Source organism: Streptomyces sp. SS1-1 (assembly GCF_008973465.1).
Lineage (GTDB): Bacteria > Actinomycetota > Actinomycetes > Streptomycetales > Streptomycetaceae > Streptomyces.
Genome location: NZ_WBXN01000004.1, coordinates 2,139,722 through 2,158,164, shown reverse-complemented (window position 1 = coordinate 2,158,164; position 18,443 = coordinate 2,139,722). Strand labels below are relative to the sequence as shown.

Here is an 18,443-nt window from a genome sequence, read left to right as displayed (position 1 = left end):
GGGGTCAGTGACCGCTCGGCAGAGAAGAGCCGGGGCATGGCCAGACGCAACACCGCTGGGGACCGGGGCGACGACGTTCCGGTGGGGGGACTGCGACGGCTCGGCCAGTGGTGCGCGCGCCACTTCGTGATCGTGATCGCCGCCTGGGTCGTCGCCCTCGGCGTGCTCCAGGCCCTCAACCACCTCCACGGCGGCGAGTACTCCGACAACTTCGCCCTGTCCGACGTGCAGTCCGAGAAGGGCCTGGACGTCCTCAAGGCGCACGACCCGCAGGCCGGCGGCTACAGCAGCCAGATCGTCCTGCACGACGCGGACAAGCCCCTCAGCGCGGCCGGCTCGCAGCTGTCGACCGCCGTCGCCGACCTGCAGAAGCTCCCGCACGTCCTGAGCGTGCAGAACCCGCTGGAGGCCACCTCCACCAAGGTCGGGCCGGTGTCCTCGGACGGGAGGACGGGCTACATCACCATCCGCTTCGACGAGCAGCCCTCCCTCCTCGGCGACAGCTATCTGGACGGCGTCGACAGCGCGGTGGAACCGCTCAGAAAGGCCGGCGTCGACGTCGAGTACGGCGGCTCGCTCGGCGAGCTGGAGCGGCCCGCCGGCAACGACCGGACCAGCGAGGCGATCGGGTTCGGCGTCGCCGTCGTCGTCCTGCTGATCGGCTTCGGCAGCGTCGCCGCCGCCGTCCTGCCGCTGGTCTCCGCCCTGATCGCCGTGGTCGGCGGACTGGCCTGCCTCGGGCTGCTCGCCCTCGCGTTCACCTTCGCCACCGTCTCGCCCACGCTGGCCACGATGATCGGCCTCGGCGTCGGCATCGACTACGCCCTCTTCCTGCTCACCCGGCACCGGCAGAACCTCATGGACGGCGCCGACCCGGTGCGCGCCGCCGGGCACGCCGCCGCCACCAGCGGACGCGCGGTCCTGGTCTCCGGCACCACGGTGATCGTCGCCCTGATGGGCCTGTGGGTGTCCGGCGTGACCTTCATCGGCCTGCTCGGCGTCGCCGCGGCCGTCACGGTCGTCTCCGCCGTCCTCGGCGCCCTCACCCTGGTCCCGGCCCTGCTCGGGCTGGTCGGCCGCGGGATCGACCGCTGGCACGTGCGCCGGCCCATCGCCGAGACCGAGGCGGGCGGCGACACGGCCCAGGGCACCTGGCACCGGTACGCGAAGCGGGTGGAGCACCATCCGTGGCGGTACCTGTCGGCCGGTGTGGTCACCGTCGCGGTGCTCGCCATCCCGGTCTTCTCGATCCAGCTCGGGCACATCGGCGACGGCGCCGACCCCACGTCCTTCACCGACCGGCGGGCCTTCGACCTGATGACGGACGCGTTCGGCGCGGGCTCCAACGGGCCCCTCACCGTCGTCGTCGACCAGAGCGACGTACCGGACTCGCAGCGCTCCGACCTGGCCTCGAAGACCCAGCAGGCCCTGGACGACGCGTCCGGCACCTCCTACGTCAGCCCGCTCCAGCCGACGCAGGACGGCGACGTGCTGGTCGGCACGGTCTACTCGGCGGTGTCCCCGCAGAACAAGGACACCACGAACCTCGTCAACCGCCTCTACGACCACACGCTCCCCGACGCGGCCTCCGGCACCGCAGCCAAGGGCTACGTCACCGGGACGACCGCCGCCCAGGTCGACTTCCGGGACATCGTCGCGGAGCGGCTGCCCTGGATCATCCTCGTGGTGGTCGGCCTGGCCTTCCTGATCGTCCTCGCGGTCTTCCGCGGCCTGCTGGTCGCCGTCAAGGCCGCCGTCCTCAACGTCCTGTCGATCGCGGCCTCGTACGGCGTCGTCGTCGCCGTCTTCCAGTGGGGCTGGGGCGGGCCCGCGCTGGGCGTGCACGGCAAGGTGCCCATCGAGTCCTATGTGCCGATGATGATGTTCGCGATCATCTTCGGCCTGAGCATGGACTACGAGATCTTCCTGCTGTCCCGGGTGCACGAGGCGTGGAAGCGCACCGGGGACGCCAAGGACTCCGTCGCCCACGCGCTGGAGATCACGGCACGCGTCATCACCTGCGCGGCGCTGATCATGGTGAGCGTCTTCGCCGCCTTCATCATCAGCGACAACATCGTCGTGAAGATGCTGGGGCTGGGGCTCGCCGTCAGCGTGCTCATCGACGCCACCGTGGTCCGCCTGCTGATGGTGCCGGCCGTGATGACGCTGCTCGGCGAGCACGCCTGGTGGACGCCCCGGTGGCTGGACCGGATCCTCCCGCACATCGACACCGAGGGCACCGGCGAGAAGCCGGCCCGCTGACCGGGGCTACACCTCGGCGAGCACCGCGTCCGTGAAGGGCGGCCACACCTCGGCCGCCCACGGCCCGAACGCCCGGTCCGCGAGCGCCACACAGGCCACGCCCGCGTCCGGGTCGACCCACAGGAACGTCCCGGACTGGCCGAAGTGCCCGAAGGTTCGCGGCGAGGACGTGGCGCCCGTCCAGTGCGGCGCCTTGCCGTCCCGGATCTCGAAGCCCAGCCCCCAGTCGTTGGGGTTCTGGTGCCCGTACCCCGGCAGGACGCCCTTGGTGCCCGGGTACTGCACGGTCATCGCCTCCGCGACCGTCCGCGGGTCCAGCAGCCGGGGCGCCTGCACCTCCGCCGCGAACCGCAGCAGGTCCCCGACCGTGGACACACCGTCCTTCGCCGGGGAGCCGTCCAGTGTCGTGTCCGCCATGCCGAGCGGCTCCAGCACCGCCTGGCGCAGATACTCCGCGAACGGGATGTCGGTCGCCTTGGCGATGTGGTCCCCGAGCTGCTCGAACCCGGCGTTGGAGTACAGCCGCCGCTCCCCGGGCGGGGCCGTCACCCGGTGCTCGTCGAACGCCAGCCCCGAGGTGTGCGCGAGCAGATGCCGCACCGTCGAGCCCTCGGGCCCGGCCGGCTCGTCCAGCTCGACCGCGCCCTCCTCGTAGGCGACCAGCGCCGCGTACGCGGCCAGCGGCTTGGTCACCGACGCCAGGGGGAAGCGGTGCCCGACGGGGCCGTGGGTACCGAGGACCGTGCCGTCGGCGCGGACGACCCCGGCGGCGGCGGTGGGAACAGGCCAGTTCTCGATCAGTGCGAGGCTGCTCAGCGACATGCCGTCGAGCTTAGGGGGTGACGCCCGCACCTCCGTCGGGCAGGAGGGCCATGGGCTTCAGGCCATGTCCCCCGCGTTTCTCACCGTTTCCGCTTGCTTGGAGCGCACTCCAAGGCCATAGCGTGGACGGTATGACGGTGATGGAGACCACGAGCACCGACAGCTGCGCCGCCCCGCGCCCCGACCGGCGCCCCCAGGGCCAGGACAGCTACACGATCAGCGAGGTCGTCGCGTTCACCGGCCTGACGGCCCACACCCTGCGCTGGTACGAGCGCATCGGCCTCATGCCGCACATCGACCGCTCGCACACCGGCCAGCGCCGCTACAGCAACCGGGACCTGGACTGGCTCGACCTCGTCGGGAAGCTCCGGCTCACCGGCATGCCGGTCGCCGACATGGTCCGCTACGCCGAGCTGGTGCGCGCGGGCGACCACACCTTCGGCGAGCGCTTCGAGCTGCTGGAGACGACCCGCCGGGACGTCCTCGCCCGGATCGCCGAACTGCAGGACACCCTGGCGGTGCTCGACCGGAAGATCGACTTCTACGCCGGCGCCGGCCGCCGCTTCGAACAGGAGAAGTACATGCACGAGACGACGGAGCAGGCCGGATGAGCGACGGCAGGATAGCCACCGCGCGCCTCGGCGCCGACGGACCCGAGGTGGGCGTCCAGGGCCTCGGCTGCATGGGCATGAGCTTCGCGTACGGCCCCTCCGACGCGGACGCCTCCCGGGCCACCCTGGAGCGCGCGCTGGAACTCGGCGTCACGCTGTACGACACGGCGGACGCGTACGGCGGCGGCGAGAACGAGCGGTTCCTGGCGCCGTTCTTCAAGGCCCACCGCGACGAGGTGGTGATCGCCACCAAGTTCGGCCTGGCGATCCACCCCGACGACCCCACGAAGCGGATCATCCGCAACGACGAGCCCTACATCCGCCGGTGCGTCGAGGCGAGCCTGAAGCGGCTCGACGTCGACGTCATCGACCTCTACTACCTGCACCGCCGCCAGGTGGAGGTGCCGTTCGAGGAGACCGTCGGCGTGATGGCGGACCTGGTCCGCGAGGGCAAGGTGCGCCGGCTGGGCCTGAGCGAGGTCACCGCCGGCGAACTGCGCCAGGCGCAGGCGGTGCACCCCATCGCGGCCGTCCAGTCCGAGTGGTCCCTGTTCAGCCGGGACATCGAGTCCGCCGTCGTCCCGGCCGCCCGCGAGCTGGGCGTGACCCTGGTGCCGTACTCCCCGCTGGGCCGGGGCTTCCTCACCGGGTCCTTCGCCCGCGCCGAGGAGCTGAGCGCCGACGACTTCCGCCGCCAGCAGCCCCGGTACACGGGCGAGAACGCCTCCGCCAACGCCGCCCTGCTCGAGCCGATCCGCGCCCTCGCGCAGGCCCGGGGCGCGACGCCCGGCCAGATCGCCCTGGCCTGGGTCCAGCAGCGCGCGGCGGTGCACGGCCTGCCCGTGATCCCGATCCCCGGCACCCGCAGGCCCTCCCGGGTGGAGGAGAACACGGCGGCGACCCGTATCGAGCTGGACGCGGCGGAACTGGCCCTGCTGGAGCCGCTGGCGCGGCGGGTGGCCGGCACCCGCTACGCCGACATGTCCTTCACGTCCGCCGGCCGGGAGTAGGACCCGGCGCGGCCGGAGCCGTCACAGCTCGGCGAGCAGCTCCGCCTTCTTGCCGGCGAACTCCTCGTCCGTCACCAGCCCCGCCTGGTGCAGCTCGCCGAGATGACGGATCCGCTCGGCGATGTCGGCCGGGTCGCGCCGCGGCGCCCCGGCCGGCGGCACGGCCACCGGTTCCGCCCGGCGGACCGCCGCGAGGACGGCCGCGGCGAACGGCAGCGACTCGTGCACCGGCCCGTACCCGAGTCCGAAGACGACGGCGGCCGGGTCCTGGTCGGCCTGCGCGGGCTGCTGCGAGGAGTCCCGGCGCAGCAGGCGCAGATGCCCCTCGAAGACCTCGGGCGAGCGCCACTCGACACCGCTCAGCTCGGCCACCGGGAAACTCTGGTCGCCCGCCTTCCACTTCGCCGAGGACGCACCCGTCCAGAACCACCTGAAATGGACGATTTTCCCGTCGAACGAGGCTTTTCCGTCATATGCCTTGAACTGCAACGGCACGTCGGGCGCGCCCACCAGGAAGTCCTCGGCCGAACCGGAGTCGGTCAGCCGCTCCCGCACCTCGTCGCGGTAGTACTCGGCGAGCGTCTCGCGCTCGGCCGGCAGCACCAGCCGGTACGGATCGCCGCCCTCCTTCAGCTGTCCCGCGGCCGCCGCCAGCAACGGATCGGCGCCCGGGCGCAGTTCGAGCCGCAGCACCACGGTCCCGCGTCTGCCCGGCGTCAGCGTCGCGTCGGCGATCGCCCGGTAGGGGACGCGGCGCTCCCCGAGGGCCTGGAACAGCTTCGGTGTCCGAAGGCCCCGTTCATAGCGGATGAGCACGGAGTCGGACTCGAACTCCCAGGCGGCATGAAATCCGGCCAGTACGTCACCCATGCGGCTCATCGTATGCGGCACGTGTTCCTCCGTCCCCACCCCGCGCACACCGCAGTTCCTCTCGTCTCTACGCGCGTCCGGCCGGCGCGGCGTCGGACAGGCCCGCACGGCACCCGACGGTGCCGTCGGCGCACCGCACCGACTCGTACGCGCCGACCCCGATCTCCGCGAAGTTCGTCACACTCTCCGTGCCGGGCTCGAAGTAGCCGCTGTGGCCCTTCGCGTCCCGGGCCGACAGCACCCGCGCGCCGAACGCCGAGGACACCGGGTCCTCGCCGTGCCCGAGGCCGCCGAGTTCCAGATACGGCACGTCCTGCACCCAGTCGTCGGCGTCCCGCATCGCCCACACGTGCGCGGTGGTGCGCAGCTGCGAGGCCCGCTCCACCCGCATGCCGGGGCTGCCCGCGACCGCTATGTCGGTGACCCGGCCCGGCAGTTCCCGCGCGGCCAGACCGCACAGCACCGAGCCGTAGCTGTGGCAGAACAGCGAGACGGGCGAGCGGCCCGGCAGCGCCCGCACCAGCGCGTTCAGCCGGACGGCCCCGTCGGCGGCGCGCGTCGCGGTCGCCGAGTCGAGGCCGAGCCCGCCGGGCGTCGTGTAGTCGGCCCAGGCGATGACGGCCGTACGCGTCGACGGCGCGGCCGCGCGCTCGGCGTCGTACAGCGAGCGGGCCATGCCGACCGGCGCCGAGTACTTGCGGTGCGTGCGCTGGAAGGTGAGCACGTCGGTGTCGACGCCGGGGACCACGACCGAGACCCGCTCGGCCCGGTCCAGGTCGCCGAAGACCTCCGCGGCCCGTCCGCCGCCGGCCGGGTCGAAGGCGAGGATCTGGCGGTCCGAGCGCAGCAGGGACCCGAAGCGCTCCTCGCGCTGGGCCGCGGCGCGCTGCCCGTCCGGTGTGAGACCGCTGTCGTGCACGCGCTTGTGCTCGACCTCACGCGCCTCGCGGAGCGCGACACGGTTGGCGCGGTAGCGCAGTTCGGCCGGGGCGCCGTTCATGTTGCCGACCGCGAGCGGATAGCGGCGCACGAGATGCGACCGCTGCTGCTCCGTGAGGGAGGTGAAGAACGAGGCGAGCCGGGTGGGGGAGGAGTCCGCCGCCGGAAGCCGGTGACCGGCGAGACTGCCGTGTTCCCAGGCGCTGAGCGAGGCCTCGAGCGGGGCGGCGCCGCGATGGTGCCGCAGTGCGGTCCAGCCCGTCGTCGCCAGCATCACGAACACGACGGCCAGTGCGAGCAGAGCGCGCCAGACGTTCAGTTGCGGGGTGGTGTCGAAGGAAGTCACTGGGAGGACACACTAGGAGAACCAGCGGGTCTCGCGTGAATCAAGTGACACGGATCACGTTTTGATCAAGGTTGTGTGAACGGGCCACCTTTCTCAGTGCGTTCGCCAGCTCCCGGTGAGCGCAGGACCGACCTGTTCCAGGTGCTGCACCGCCAACGCCCGTATGGCGTCCAGGCTTGTGTCGCCGCCCGTGGACCAGCACCGTTCCGTGAGCCGCATCACCCCGCCGAACACGGCCACCGCCAGCCGCGGCCGCGGGTCGGCGTCGACGTCCACGCCCTCGCGCTCGGCCAGCACCCGCGCGATCGCCTCCTCGATCTCCAGCGAGCGCCGCAGATGGGCGGCGAGCAGGACCGGCGTCGACTCGATCACCTGGTACATGCGCAGGAAGACCTCGACCGGCGCCACCGACTCGACCACCTCGCTGAGCGAGTCCCAGCTGTCCAGGACGGCCTGCCGCAGCGCCTCCATCGGCGCCTCGTGCGGCGGCCGGTCGCGCACCGCCCGCAGGAAGTGCGTCTCCGTCATCTCCTGCAGTGCGAGGGCGGCCTCCTCCTTGCCCGCGAAGTACCGGAAGAACGTGCGCTGCGACACGTCGACCGCGCCGGCGATGTCGTCGACGGTGGTGTCCTCGTACCCCCGTGTCGTGAAGAGCTCCAGCGCGGTACGCAGCAGTGCTTCCCGGGTGCGCTGCTTCTTGCGTTCGCGCAACGTTTCCATACGTGTCAGTTACCGACTTGTGAATTGGTTTGTCAATTGTCAGTGACTGTCACTAGCCTCGAACACATGACTAGTCAGACCACCATCGACACGACGGGGTCGGGGGGCGACGCGCCGGCGGTCCCCTCGGACGCGACGTCGGCCAAGGGGATGCGCGGACACCCCTGGCTCACGCTCATCACCGTCGCAGTGGGGGTCATGATGGTGGCCCTCGACGGCACCATCGTGGCCATCGCGAACCCCGCCATCGGCGAGGACCTGAAAGCCAGCTGGTCCGATCTGCAGTGGATCACCAACGCGTACTTCCTCGCGCTGGCCGTCTCCCTGATCACCGCCGGCAAGCTCGGCGACCGCTTCGGGCACCGCCAGACCTTCCTCATCGGCGTGGCGGGCTTCGCCGCCTCCTCCGCCGCCATCGGGCTCTCCCAGGGCATCACGATGGTCATCGTCTTCCGTGTCTTCCAGGGCCTGTTCGGCGCCCTGCTGATGCCGGCCGCGCTCGGCCTGCTGCGCGCGACCTTCCCGGCCGAGAAGCTCAACATGGCCATCGGCATCTGGGGCATGGTCATCGGCGCCTCCACCGCCGGCGGCCCGATCCTCGGCGGTGTCCTCGTCGAGCACGTCAACTGGCAGTCGGTGTTCTTCGTCAACGTGCCGGTCGGCGTCCTCGCCGTCGCGCTCGGCGTGTGGATCCTGCTCGACCACCGCGCGGAGAACGCGCCGCGCTCCTTCGACCTGCTCGGCATCGCCCTGCTGTCCGCCGCCGTGTTCTGCCTCGTCTGGGCCATCATCAAGGCCCCCGAGTGGGGCTGGGGCGACACCGGCGTCTGGGCGTTCATCATCGCCTCGCTCGCCAGCTTCGGCTTCTTCGCCTACTGGGAGACGAAGGTCAAGGAGCCGCTGATCCCGCTGGGCCTCTTCCGCTCCGTCCCGCTGTCCGCGGGTGTGGTGCTGATGGTCCTGATGGCCATCTCCTTCATGGGCGGCCTGTTCTTCGTCACCTTCTACCTGCAGGGTGTGCGGGGCCTGGGCCCGGTCGACGCCGGTCTGCGCCTGCTGCCCCTGACCGGCATGATGATCGTCGGCTCCCCGCTCGCGGGCGCCATGATCACGAAGGTCGGCCCGCGCATCCCGCTGGCGGGGGGCATGGCCCTCACCGCGCTCGCCATGTACGGCATGTCGACGCTCGACACGCACACCGGCAGCGGCGTGATGTCGCTCTGGTTCGCCCTGCTGGGCCTGGGCCTCGCCCCCGTCATGGTCGGTGCCACCGAGGTCATCGTGGGCAACGCGCCGCTGGAGCTGTCCGGTGTCGCCGGCGGTCTGCAGCAGTCCGCGATGCAGGTCGGCGGAAGCCTCGGCACGGCGGTGCTGGGTGCCGTCATGGCCTCCAAGGTCGACAACGACCTCCCGGGCAACTGGACGGACGCGGGACTCCCGCCGCTCGCCCCGGAGCAGCTGGAAGGGGCGGCGACCGCCGTGCAGAAGGGCGGCGCCCCCGTGCCTCCGGGCACCCCCGAGGCGATCGCCACGAAGATCACGGACGTCGCCCACGACACCTTCATCTCCGGTATGAGCGCGGCCTCCCTGGTCGCCGCCGGTGTGGCCGTCGTCGCCGTCCTCGTCGCCTTCCTCACCAAGAGGGGCGAGAACGCGGGCGCCGGAGTGGGCGCCGCGCACATCTGACGCGTGCGAACGGAGGGGTTCGCGGCGGGAGTTCCCTCATCAGGGTGACAACGCCGCGGATCCCTCCCGTCGTCCGGTCCCGCAGGTGACAGTAAGTCAAGCCGGGGCCAGCGGCGCGCTGCCGGAGGGGGACAGCGCGCCGCGGTCCGGCCGGGCGGGAATGAAGTCCGCCGCAGCGGTTACTCGTCAAGTCCAACGCCGAACCAGGGAGTTGACGATGGCGGGCTTCGGACATGGCACGCGCAGGCACCCCCGCTCACGTGGCCGGACGTGGTCACGGACCGGGCCGGATCGCGCGACGCTGGGAATCGTCGGAGCCATCTGCGCGGTCGCCGGATTCTTCGTACTGGGCATCATCCTCGGCCCGGTGGCGATCGTCTGCGGCTGGCTGGCCATGGGCCGCTCATGGTCGGGAGCCCGCCCGGTCCCCGCCCTGGTGGCGCTGGTCCTGGGCGCGATCGACACCCTGCTGGCGCTCATCTGGCTGGCGGGTGCGGCCGGCCCGGGCATCGGCCTCGCCTGACCCGCCCGGCCCCACGGCGGCCACCGCCGTGAAGGGCCGCGCCGGCGGGTCACCCGGCGCCCTGATGTTCCCTTCGGCCCGAGCGCCCTTCCGTACATGACGACGGGGTGGGGCGCCCCGCGGATCACCCGCAGGGCGCCCCACCCCGTCGCTCTTGCCGTACCTACGCGTCGCCCCCGGCCGCCCCCGGGTCCGCCGCCGTGACATCGAGCAGCTGGTACCGGTCGATGGCCTGCTTCAGGGCCGAACGGTCCACCTTGCCCTCCCTGGCCAGCTCGGTGAGCACGGCCAGCACGATCGAGTGCGCGTCGATGTGGAAGAACCGCCGCGCCGCGCCCCGCGTGTCCGCGAAGCCGAACCCGTCGGCACCCAGCGACTGGTACGTGCCCGGCACCCAGCGGGCGATCTGGTCCGGCACCGACCGCATCCAGTCGGAGACGGCCACGAACGGCCCCTCGGCACCGCTCAGCTTGCGCGTCACGTACGGCACGCGCTGCTCCTCCTCCGGATGCAGCAGGTTGTGCTCCTCGCAGGCCACCGCCTCGCGCCGCAGCTCGTTCCAGGAGGTGGCCGACCAGACGTCCGCCTTGACGTTCCACTCCTCGGCGAGGATCTTCTGCGCCTCCAGGGCCCACGGCACGGCCACACCGGACGCCATGATCTGCGCCGGCACCGAGCCCGAGCCGCCCTCGCTCAGCCGGTAGACGCCCTTGAGGATGCCCTCGACGTCGACGTTCTCGGGCTCGGCCGGGTGCTGGATGGGCTCGTTGTAGACGGTGAGGTAGTAGAAGACGTCCTCGCCGTGCGGGTGCTCGGCATCGCCGCCGTACATCCGGCGCAGACCGTCCTGGACGATGTGCGCGATCTCGAAGCCGTACGCCGGGTCGTAGGCGACACAGCCCGGGTTGGTCGAGGCCAGCAGCTGCGAGTGCCCGTCGGCGTGCTGCAGTCCCTCACCGGTCAGGGTCGTGCGCCCGGCTGTGGCACCCAGGACGAAACCGCGCGCGAGCTGGTCCGCCATCTGCCAGAACTGGTCACCGGTGCGCTGGAAACCGAACATCGAGTAGAAGACGTACACCGGGATCAGCGGCTCGCCGTGCGTGGCGTACGCCGAGCCCGCCGCGATCAGCGAGGCGGTGCAGCCCGCCTCCGAGATGCCGTCGTGCAGCATCTGGCCCTGCGGGGACTCCTTGTAGGCGAGCAGCAGATCCCGGTCGACCGCCTCGTACTGCTGCCCGAGCGGGTTGTAGATCTTCGCGCTCGGGAAGAACGAGTCCATGCCGAACGTGCGGTACTCGTCCGGCGCGATCAGCACGAAACGCCTGCCGAGCTCCTTGTCCCGCATGAGGTCCTTCAGGAGCCGCACGAACGCCATGGTCGTGGCGATCGACTGCTGACCCGAGCCCTTCTTCACGGTCGCGTACGTCTTGTCGTCCGGCAGCGCCAGCGGCTTCGACCGCACGACCCGGGTGGGCACATAACCGCCGAGCCCCTTGCGGCGGTCGTGCATGTACTGGATCTCCTCGGAGTCGCGCCCCGGGTGGTAGTACGGCGGGAGACCGCTCTCCAGCTCCTTGTCGGCGATCGGCAGATGCAGCCGGTCCCGGAAGCGCTTGAGGTCGTCGACCGTCAGCTTCTTCATCTGGTGCGTGGCGTTGCGGCCCTCGAAGTTGGGGCCGAGGGTCCAGCCCTTGATCGTCTTGGCGAGGATCACCGTCGGCTGGCCCTTGTGCGCCTTGGCCGCCGAGAACGCCGCGAAGATCTTGCGGTGGTCGTGACCACCGCGGCCCAGGTGCAGGATCTGGTCGTCGGTCATGCCCTCGACCATGGCGCGCAGCCGCTGGTCGTCGCCGAAGAAGTGCTCGCGGATGTACGCGCCGGTCTCGGTGGCGTACGTCTGGAACTGGCCGTCCGGCGTGGTGTTCATCTTGTTGACCAGGATGCCGTCGCGGTCCTGCGCGAGCAGCGGGTCCCAGGAGCGGTCCCAGATCAGCTTGATCACGTTCCAGCCGGCGCCGCGGAAGATCGACTCCAGCTCCTGGATGACCTTGCCGTTGCCCCGGACGGGGCCGTCGAGGCGCTGCAGGTTGCAGTTCACCACGAACGTCAGGTTGTCCAGGCCCTCGCGGGCGGCGATGGACAGCTGGCCCAGCGACTCCGGCTCGTCCATCTCGCCGTCGCCGAGGAACGCCCACACGTGCGACTTGGAGGTGTCCGCGATGCCGCGGGCCTCCATGTAGCGGTTCATCCGCGCCTGGTAGATCGCGCCGATCGGGCCGAGGCCCATGGAGACGGTCGGGAACTCCCAGAAGTCCGGCATCAGCCGGGGGTGCGGGTACGAGGACAGGCCGTGCGGCGCCTTGGACTTCTCCTGGCGGAAGGCGTCCAGGTTCTGCTCGCTGAGGCGGTCCAGCAGGAAGGCGCGCGCGTAGATGCCCGGCGAGGCGTGGCCCTGGAAGAAGACCTGGTCGCCGCCGTCGCCCTCGTCCTTGCCGCGGAAGAAGTGGTTGAAGCCCACGTCGTAGAGCGACGCGGAGGAGGCGAACGTGGCGATGTGGCCGCCGACGCCGATGCCGGGGCGCTGGGCCCGGGACACCATGACCGCGGCGTTCCACCGGGTGGCGTTCAGGATCTTGCGCTCGATCTCCTCGTTGCCCGGGAAGAAAGGCTCGTCCTTGGTGGCGATGGTGTTGACGTAGTCCGTGCTGCGCATCTCGGGGACCGCGACGCGCCTCGCGCGGGCCCGTTCGATCAGGCGCAGCATCAGATAGCGGGCCCGCTCCCGGCCGCGCTCGTCCACGGCGGCGTCGAGGGAGTCGAGCCACTCCTGGGTTTCCTCGGGATCGAAGTCAGGAACCTGACTCGGAAGGCCGCCAATGATGATCGGGTTGCGATCTGAACCGGAAGCCACGCTGTTCCTTACCTGTCAGAGGGCCGTGATTCTGGGGTTTCTGGGTGCGCTGCACCGCTCCCCATCGTGTACCTCGGGGGACCGGACGTCATCTCTACTGTTGGGTAACCGGCGTTTGGACAACGGTCGAGTGCCCCCGAAGGGTTCCCAAACTCACAAAGGGGGCACATTGGTGTGGTGCACGTCACCACGGAGCCATGTTCGGGTGCCAGGAGTTGCGGTGACACGTTCCGGATCGTCACCGTTTCGGCGGTCCGGACGGCCGGGTACTTGCGCGATCCGCCCCGCCCGTGTGGACTACGGCCAATGCTTCGCGCACGCGCGTGGCTGAGTTATTCCCAAGACATGATCAGGAGGCAACCCGTGAGCGCGACCGCGGACCACGCGGAGGAGCGGACGAGCCCTGCCGTCAGGCTGGGGTTCCAGCCCGAGCAGGTGGTCCAGGAGATCGGCTTCGACGACGACGTCGACCAGGAGCTCCGCGAGGCCATTGAGGAAGTCATCGGCAGCGAGCTGGTGGACGAGGAGTACGACGACGTCGCCGACGCCGTGGTGCTGTGGTTCCGCGACGAGGACGGCGACCTGACGGATGCGCTGGTGGACGCCACCACGTACATCGAGGAGGGCGGCTCCATCCTCCTCCTGACGCCGAAGACGGGCCGAGACGGCTACGTGGAGCCCAGCGACATCTCTGAAGCCGCGACCACGGCGGGGCTGTCGGCGTCCAAGAGCGTCAGCGTCGGCAAGGACTGGAGCGGCAGCCGGCTGGTGACGCCCAAGGCCGCGAAGTCCAAGAAGTAACCGGTGGCTGAGCCGGGCCGGACCCCAGGGCCCGGCCCGGCCTCCTGTGCGGCCCCCGGTGGCCGCTGCATAGGGTGGACACCACCCGGACAGCCCACCGAAGGGACACGACGACGATGGCGATCCAGGTCGGCGACAAGGCCCCCGACTTCGCGCTCAAGGACAACCACGGCCGCACCGTGCGGCTCTCCGACTTCCGCGGCGCGCAGAACGTCGTCCTGCTCTTCTACCCCTTCGCCTTCACGGGCGTCTGCACCGGCGAGCTCTGCGCCGTACGGGACAACCTGCCGCGGTTCACCGACCGCGACACCCAGATCCTCGCCGTGTCCAACGACTCCATCCACACCCTGCGCGTCTTCGGCGAGCAGGAGGGCCTGGAGTACCCGCTGCTCAGCGACTTCTGGCCGCACGGCGAGGTCAGCCGCGCCTACGGCGTCTTCGCCGAGGACAAGGGCTGCGCCGTGCGCGGCACCTTCGTCATCGACAAGGAGGGCGTCGTCCGCTGGACCGTGATCAACGCCCTGCCGGACGCCCGCGACCTCAACGAGTACGTCGAGGCACTCGACGCGCTCTGATCCACTTCGTCACCGACTCGACGCCGACACCCGCGATCGGTGGGTACAAGCCCTGCGAGCGACGGGAACCCGTCACTAGGATCGAGTCGTTGATCCGATACCGAACGCACGGCGGGGCTCCCGGCCCCCGGACATCAATGGAGGACTCGTGGGAGTCAGCCTCAGCAAGGGCGGCAACGTATCACTGACCAAGGAGGCCCCCGGCCTCACCGCGGTCATCGTCGGTCTGGGGTGGGACGTCCGCACCACGACCGGCACCGACTTCGACCTCGACGCCAGCGCTCTGCTGCTGAACAACACGGGCAAGGTCGCCAACGACCAGAACTTCGTGTTCTTCAACAACCTCAAGAGCCCCGACGGCTCCGTCGAGCACACCGGTGACAACACCACCGGTGAGGGCGAGGGCGACGACGAGCAGATCAAGGTGAACCTGGCGAGCGTCCCGGCCGACATCGAGAAGATCGTCTTCCCGGTCTCGATCTACGACGCGGAGAACCGCCAGCAGTCCTTCGGCCAGGTGCGCAACGCCTTCATCCGCGTCGTCAACCAGGCCGGCGGCGCCGAGATCGCCCGCTACGACCTCTCGGAGGACGCGTCCACCGAGACGGCGATGGTCTTCGGCGAGCTCTACCGCCACGGCGCGGAGTGGAAGTTCCGTGCCATCGGCCAGGGCTACGCCTCGGGTCTGCGCGGCATCGCGCAGGACTTCGGGGTCAACGTCTGACGTCACCCGGCGTGCCCGTCCGGGACACGTCCGGCCGTTTCCGGCGCCGTACCGTTTCGGTGCGGCGCCGGACGCGCAGAACAACCGAGAAGCACCACCTGGGGAGGACCACATCATGGGCGTCACGCTCGCCAAGGGAGGAAACGTCTCCCTGTCCAAGGCCGCACCGAATCTCACCCAGGTGATGATCGGGCTCGGCTGGGACGCGCGTTCCACCACCGGAGCCCCCTTCGACCTCGACGCCAGCGCCCTGATGTGCAGCGGCGGCCGGGTCATGGGCGACGAGTGGTTCGTCTTCTACAACCAGCTCAAGAGCCCCGACGGCTCGGTGGAGCACACCGGGGACAACCTCACGGGTGAGGGCGAGGGCGACGACGAGTCGATCCTGGTCGACCTGTCGAAGGTGCCCGCCCAGTGCGACAAGATCGTCTTCCCCGTCTCCATCCACATGGCCGACGAGCGCGGCCAGGCCTTCGGTCAGGTCAGCAACGCCTTCATCCGGGTCGTCAACCAGGCCGACGGCCAGGAGCTCGCCCGCTACGACCTCAGCGAGGACGCCTCCACCGAGACCGCGATGATCTTCGGCGAGGTCTACCGCTACCAGGGGGAGTGGAAGTTCCGCGCGGTCGGACAGGGGTACGCGTCGGGTCTGCGGGGCATCGCCATGGACTTCGGGGTGAACGTCTCATAACGCGATATGGGCAAAACCCGGGTCCGGGTGGGGTGCGCCACGACACCGACATAGACTCCGGGTTCAAAGTTTCGTAAAGCCGAGTACGGCGCGGGGGAGCCCCGTACACACAGGATTGGGTAGCCAGTGCTTCTGAAAACCTTCGGCTGGTCGTTCGTGGTCACCGCGCTCGGCCTGGTCGCAGCGGTCCTCTTCGGGGGGTGGACCGCTCTCGGCATCGTGGCGATCCTCTCGGTCCTGGAGATCTCGCTGTCCTTCGACAACGCGGTGGTCAACGCCGGGATCCTGAAGAAGATGAATGCCTTCTGGCAGAAGATCTTCCTCACCGTCGGCATCCTCATCGCCGTGTTCGGCATGCGCCTGGTCTTCCCCGTCGTGATCGTGGCGATCAGCGCCCAGCTCGGGCCGATCGAGGCCGTCGACCTCGCGCTCAGCGACAAGGACCGCTACCAGCAGCTCGTCACCGACGCCCATCCGTCGATCGCCGCGTTCGGTGGCATGTTCCTGCTGATGATCTTCCTCGACTTCATCTTCGAGGAGCGGGACATCAAGTGGCTGGCCTGGCTGGAGCGGCCGCTGGCCAAGCTCGGCAAGGTCGACATGCTGTCGGTCTGCATCGCGCTCATCGTCCTGCTGATCTCCTCGCTGACCTTCGCGGCCCACGCCCACCAGCACGGCGGCGCCCACGTCGACAAGGCCGAGACGGTCCTGCTCTCCGGCATCGCCGGCCTGATCACGTACATGATCGTCGGCGGTCTGTCCGGGTTCTTCGAGGACCGCCTCGAGGAAGAGGAGGAGCGCGAGCACGAGGCCGAGGAGGAGGCCGAGCGCAGCGGCAAGCCCCGCTCCGCGGTCGCCCTGGCCGGCAAGGCCGCGTTCTTCATGTTCCTGTACCTGGAGGTCCTGGACGCCTCCTTCTCCTTCGACGGTGTGATCGGCGCCTTCGCGATCACCAACGACATCGTCCTCATGGCCCTCGGCCTCGGTATCGGCGCGATGTACGTCCGGTCGCTGACGGTCTACCTGGTCCGCCAGGGCACCCTCGACGACTACGTCTACCTGGAGCACGGCGCGCACTACGCGATCGGCGCGCTCGCCATGATCCTGCTGGTCACCATCCAGTACCAGATCAACGAGATCATCACCGGCCTGATCGGCGTCGTGCTGATCGGCGCCTCCTTCTGGTCCTCGGTCCGCCGCAACCGCGCCCTCGCGGCCGCGGAGGGAAAAGCGGAGACCCCGGACAGGACTGAGGTGTCGTCCGGGGTGTGACACCCCCCAGGGTGAGGAACGCTCTGAGCGGGGCGGCCGGACGTCCGGCCGCCCCGCCGGTTTTGTGCAGGGACACGAACGTCCTGCGGGACGTGGGGGGCGGACATGGGCTTCTTGGACGGGCTCTGGCGTGGACGGGCGGCCGAGTTCGACTCGGGCAGCGCGTCGTCGAACGCGATCGAGCTGACGAAACGGCACGACCGGGTCTCGCTCACCCGGCAGGGAGCGGCCACCGGCCATCTGCGGATCAACCTGACCTGGCGCATGCGGACCTCCGACATCGGCGGGTCCCAGCGGGAGAGCCTGCTGCGGCACCCCTTCAAGGCGCTGCGGCCCCCGGAGGTCCTCGGGCACAGCCAGAGCATGGTCAACGTCGACCTCGACCTCGGCTGCCTGTACGAGCTGTCCGACGGCACCAAGGGCGTCGTCCAGCCGCTCGGCGGCTTCCTCGGCGACGTCAACGCGCCGCCGTACGTCAAGCTCAGCGGCGACGACCGGTTCGGCTCCGCGTCCGGCGAGACGATCTACGTCAACCTCGACCACCGTGACGACATCAAGCGGCTGCTGGTCTTCGTCTACATCTACGACCAGACCCCGGCCTTCGACCGCACCCACGCCATCGTCACGCTCTACCCCAGCAACGGGCCCCGCATCGAGATCGGCCTGGACGAACGGCACCCCCAGGCCCGCTCCTGCGCGGTGGTGACCATCGAGAACGTCAAGGGCGAACTGTGGGTCCGCCGCGAGGTCAAGTTCGTCTACGGCTTCCAGGCCGAGCTGGACCGCCTCTTCGGCTGGGGCCTGCAGTGGGGCCGCGGCTACAAGAGCAAGGCCGAGCACTGAGCGGGACGGCCCCGCTCAGCGTCCGATGAACTGCGGGCCCTGCGGAGGCAGCCGGACCTCCGGTGCCGGGCCGGGCGTGGTCGCCGGGGGCGGATAGCCGTACCCCGCGGCGGCGGCCGTACCGGCCGGCTGGGGGTAGCCGTACGCCGGCTGGGTCGGCGGCGGCTGCTGCGGATAGCCGTACGACGGCTGCGACGGCTGCGGCGGCACCACCGTCGTGGGCTGCTCCGGCGGCAGCGGCTGCGACACCTCGGGGACCTGGGCGGCCGGCGGCTCCTGCGCCGCCTCCGACTCGTCCACGGAGATCCCGAAGTCCGTGGCCAGTCCCTTCAAGCCGTCCGAGTAGCCCTCGCCCAGCGCGCGGAACTTCCAGCCCTCGCCCCGGCGGTACAGCTCGCCGCAGATCAGCGCGGTCTCCGCGCCCGTCTCCGGCTTGATGTCGAAATACGCCAGCGGCTCGCCCTCGGCCACCGAGGCGTCGTACAGCGCGATACGCAGGTCCCGTACGCGGTCGAACGGGACACCGTCCGCCGACGCGACGAGCAGAATCTGGCCGACGGCCGCCTCGACACCGCTCAGGTCTGTCTGGATCGTGTCGGTGAGGCCCTCGGCGCCCTGCTTCTTGCCGAGCCGCCACACCGTCCCCGAGGGGTGCCGGGGCTGGTTGTAGAAGACGAAGTCCTCGTCGGAGCGCACACGGCCGTCGGGGCCCAGGAGCAGAGCGGAGGCATCGACGTCGGGGACCCCCTGCCCGGGTGTCCAGCGCAGCACGGCGCGTACCGTGGTGGCCTCCAGCGGGATGTTCGACCCCTTCAGCATCGCGTGCGTCATACGGTC

17 protein-coding genes are annotated in these 18,443 nt (G+C 70.3%); 11 read left to right on the top strand and 6 right to left on the bottom strand.

Going from position 1 to position 18,443, the window contains the following annotated elements; genetic code table 11:
* The first annotated feature begins 36 nt into the window (after positions 1 to 36).
* The gene (locus F8R89_RS11035; RefSeq protein ID WP_151783814.1) at positions 37 to 2,262 is read left to right on the top strand and encodes an MMPL family transporter; all 2,226 of its coding nucleotides are present in this window, start codon (positions 37 to 39) and stop codon (positions 2,260 to 2,262) included.
* A 6-nt stretch (positions 2,263 to 2,268) separates the two neighbouring features.
* Here the strand turns inward: F8R89_RS11035 and F8R89_RS11030 are convergent, their stop codons facing one another.
* A complete protein-coding gene (locus F8R89_RS11030) occupies positions 2,269 to 3,084 on the bottom strand; it encodes a serine hydrolase domain-containing protein (RefSeq protein WP_151783813.1) in 816 nt (271 codons plus the stop codon).
* A 131-nt stretch (positions 3,085 to 3,215) separates the two neighbouring features.
* Between F8R89_RS11030 and F8R89_RS11025 the strand changes: the two genes are divergently transcribed.
* Both F8R89_RS11025 and F8R89_RS11020 read left to right on the top strand, forming a co-directional pair.
* Complete coding sequence (locus F8R89_RS11025; protein ID WP_192806092.1) at positions 3,216 to 3,695, top strand: MerR family transcriptional regulator; 480 nt, start codon at positions 3,216 to 3,218, stop codon at positions 3,693 to 3,695.
* Positions 3,692 to 4,705, top strand: coding sequence for an aldo/keto reductase (locus F8R89_RS11020; RefSeq protein WP_151783811.1), 1,014 nt, complete (start codon positions 3,692 to 3,694; stop codon positions 4,703 to 4,705). The genes F8R89_RS11025 and F8R89_RS11020 overlap by 4 nt, the downstream gene beginning before the upstream one ends.
* A gap of 21 nt (positions 4,706 to 4,726) precedes the next feature.
* Here the strand turns inward: F8R89_RS11020 and F8R89_RS11015 are convergent, their stop codons facing one another.
* The 3 genes from F8R89_RS11015 to F8R89_RS11005 form a co-directional block, all read right to left on the bottom strand.
* Positions 4,727 to 5,584 (bottom strand): DUF4429 domain-containing protein, encoded by an 858-nt coding sequence (locus tag F8R89_RS11015; protein WP_151788066.1) that lies wholly within the window; start codon positions 5,582 to 5,584, stop codon positions 4,727 to 4,729.
* A gap of 58 nt (positions 5,585 to 5,642) precedes the next feature.
* Entirely contained in the window at positions 5,643 to 6,860 is a 1,218-nt protein-coding gene (locus tag F8R89_RS11010) for an alpha/beta hydrolase (RefSeq protein WP_151783810.1), read from the bottom strand.
* 93 nt (positions 6,861 to 6,953) lie between these two features.
* Positions 6,954 to 7,580: a TetR family transcriptional regulator gene (locus F8R89_RS11005; RefSeq protein ID WP_151783809.1), complete on the bottom strand. Its 627-nt coding sequence runs from the start codon at positions 7,578 to 7,580 to the stop codon at positions 6,954 to 6,956.
* 150 nt (positions 7,581 to 7,730) lie between these two features.
* Here F8R89_RS11005 and F8R89_RS11000 point away from each other — a divergent pair, with 150 nt between their 5' ends.
* Together F8R89_RS11000 and F8R89_RS10995 are read left to right on the top strand one after the other, a co-directional pair.
* On the top strand, positions 7,731 to 9,266 hold the full coding sequence (locus F8R89_RS11000) for an MFS transporter (RefSeq protein ID WP_413251290.1): 1,536 nt from the start codon (positions 7,731 to 7,733) through the stop codon (positions 9,264 to 9,266).
* A 217-nt stretch (positions 9,267 to 9,483) separates the two neighbouring features.
* Positions 9,484 to 9,789 (top strand): small hydrophobic protein, encoded by a 306-nt coding sequence (locus F8R89_RS10995; RefSeq protein WP_151783807.1) that lies wholly within the window; start codon positions 9,484 to 9,486, stop codon positions 9,787 to 9,789.
* Positions 9,790 to 9,952: 163 nt separating this feature from the next.
* Here the strand turns inward: F8R89_RS10995 and aceE are convergent, their stop codons facing one another.
* On the bottom strand, positions 9,953 to 12,700 hold the full coding sequence (gene aceE, locus F8R89_RS10990) for a pyruvate dehydrogenase (acetyl-transferring), homodimeric type (protein ID WP_151783806.1): 2,748 nt from the start codon (positions 12,698 to 12,700) through the stop codon (positions 9,953 to 9,955).
* Positions 12,701 to 13,063: 363 nt separating this feature from the next.
* Between aceE and F8R89_RS10985 the strand changes: the two genes are divergently transcribed.
* The 6 genes from F8R89_RS10985 to F8R89_RS10960 all read left to right on the top strand — a co-directional run bounded on the left by F8R89_RS10985 (position 13,064) and on the right by F8R89_RS10960 (position 17,606).
* A complete protein-coding gene (locus F8R89_RS10985) occupies positions 13,064 to 13,501 on the top strand; it encodes a DUF3052 domain-containing protein (protein WP_055620756.1) in 438 nt (145 codons plus the stop codon).
* Between the two features lie 116 nt (positions 13,502 to 13,617).
* Entirely contained in the window at positions 13,618 to 14,076 is a 459-nt protein-coding gene (locus F8R89_RS10980) for a peroxiredoxin (RefSeq protein WP_062667295.1), read from the top strand.
* Positions 14,077 to 14,224: 148 nt separating this feature from the next.
* On the top strand, positions 14,225 to 14,800 hold the full coding sequence (locus F8R89_RS10975) for a calcium homeostasis/redox stress adaptation protein (RefSeq protein ID WP_151783805.1): 576 nt from the start codon (positions 14,225 to 14,227) through the stop codon (positions 14,798 to 14,800).
* Positions 14,801 to 14,915: 115 nt separating this feature from the next.
* Positions 14,916 to 15,491, top strand: coding sequence for a TerD family protein (locus F8R89_RS10970; RefSeq protein WP_151783804.1), 576 nt, complete (start codon positions 14,916 to 14,918; stop codon positions 15,489 to 15,491).
* A 126-nt stretch (positions 15,492 to 15,617) separates the two neighbouring features.
* Complete coding sequence (locus tag F8R89_RS10965; protein ID WP_151783803.1) at positions 15,618 to 16,763, top strand: DUF475 domain-containing protein; 1,146 nt, start codon at positions 15,618 to 15,620, stop codon at positions 16,761 to 16,763.
* Between the two features lie 105 nt (positions 16,764 to 16,868).
* On the top strand, positions 16,869 to 17,606 hold the full coding sequence (locus tag F8R89_RS10960; protein WP_151783802.1) for a TerD family protein: 738 nt from the start codon (positions 16,869 to 16,871) through the stop codon (positions 17,604 to 17,606).
* Between the two features lie 15 nt (positions 17,607 to 17,621).
* Here F8R89_RS10960 and F8R89_RS10955 read toward each other — a convergent pair whose 3' ends face one another.
* On the bottom strand, positions 17,622 to 18,437 hold the full coding sequence (locus F8R89_RS10955; RefSeq protein ID WP_151783801.1) for a TerD family protein: 816 nt from the start codon (positions 18,435 to 18,437) through the stop codon (positions 17,622 to 17,624).
* Positions 18,438 to 18,443 lie beyond the last annotated feature (6 nt).

Coding starts and splice junctions, on each gene's coding strand:
- F8R89_RS10955 (WP_151783801.1), bottom strand. CDS start 18,437: ATGACGCACGCGATGCTGAAGGGGTCGAACATCCCGCTGGAGGCCACC.
- F8R89_RS11000 (WP_413251290.1), top strand. CDS start 7,731: ATGCGCGGACACCCCTGGCTCACGCTCATCACCGTCGCAGTGGGGGTC.
- F8R89_RS10960 (WP_151783802.1), top strand. CDS start 16,869: ATGGGCTTCTTGGACGGGCTCTGGCGTGGACGGGCGGCCGAGTTCGAC.
- F8R89_RS11005 (WP_151783809.1), bottom strand. CDS start 7,580: ATGGAAACGTTGCGCGAACGCAAGAAGCAGCGCACCCGGGAAGCACTG.
- F8R89_RS10980 (WP_062667295.1), top strand. CDS start 13,618: ATGGCGATCCAGGTCGGCGACAAGGCCCCCGACTTCGCGCTCAAGGAC.
- F8R89_RS11015 (WP_151788066.1), bottom strand. CDS start 5,584: ATGAGCCGCATGGGTGACGTACTGGCCGGATTTCATGCCGCCTGGGAG.
- F8R89_RS11025 (WP_192806092.1), top strand. CDS start 3,216: ATGACGGTGATGGAGACCACGAGCACCGACAGCTGCGCCGCCCCGCGC.
- F8R89_RS11030 (WP_151783813.1), bottom strand. CDS start 3,084: ATGTCGCTGAGCAGCCTCGCACTGATCGAGAACTGGCCTGTTCCCACC.
- F8R89_RS10970 (WP_151783804.1), top strand. CDS start 14,916: ATGGGCGTCACGCTCGCCAAGGGAGGAAACGTCTCCCTGTCCAAGGCC.
- F8R89_RS10995 (WP_151783807.1), top strand. CDS start 9,484: ATGGCGGGCTTCGGACATGGCACGCGCAGGCACCCCCGCTCACGTGGC.
- F8R89_RS11020 (WP_151783811.1), top strand. CDS start 3,692: ATGAGCGACGGCAGGATAGCCACCGCGCGCCTCGGCGCCGACGGACCC.
- F8R89_RS11035 (WP_151783814.1), top strand. CDS start 37: ATGGCCAGACGCAACACCGCTGGGGACCGGGGCGACGACGTTCCGGTG.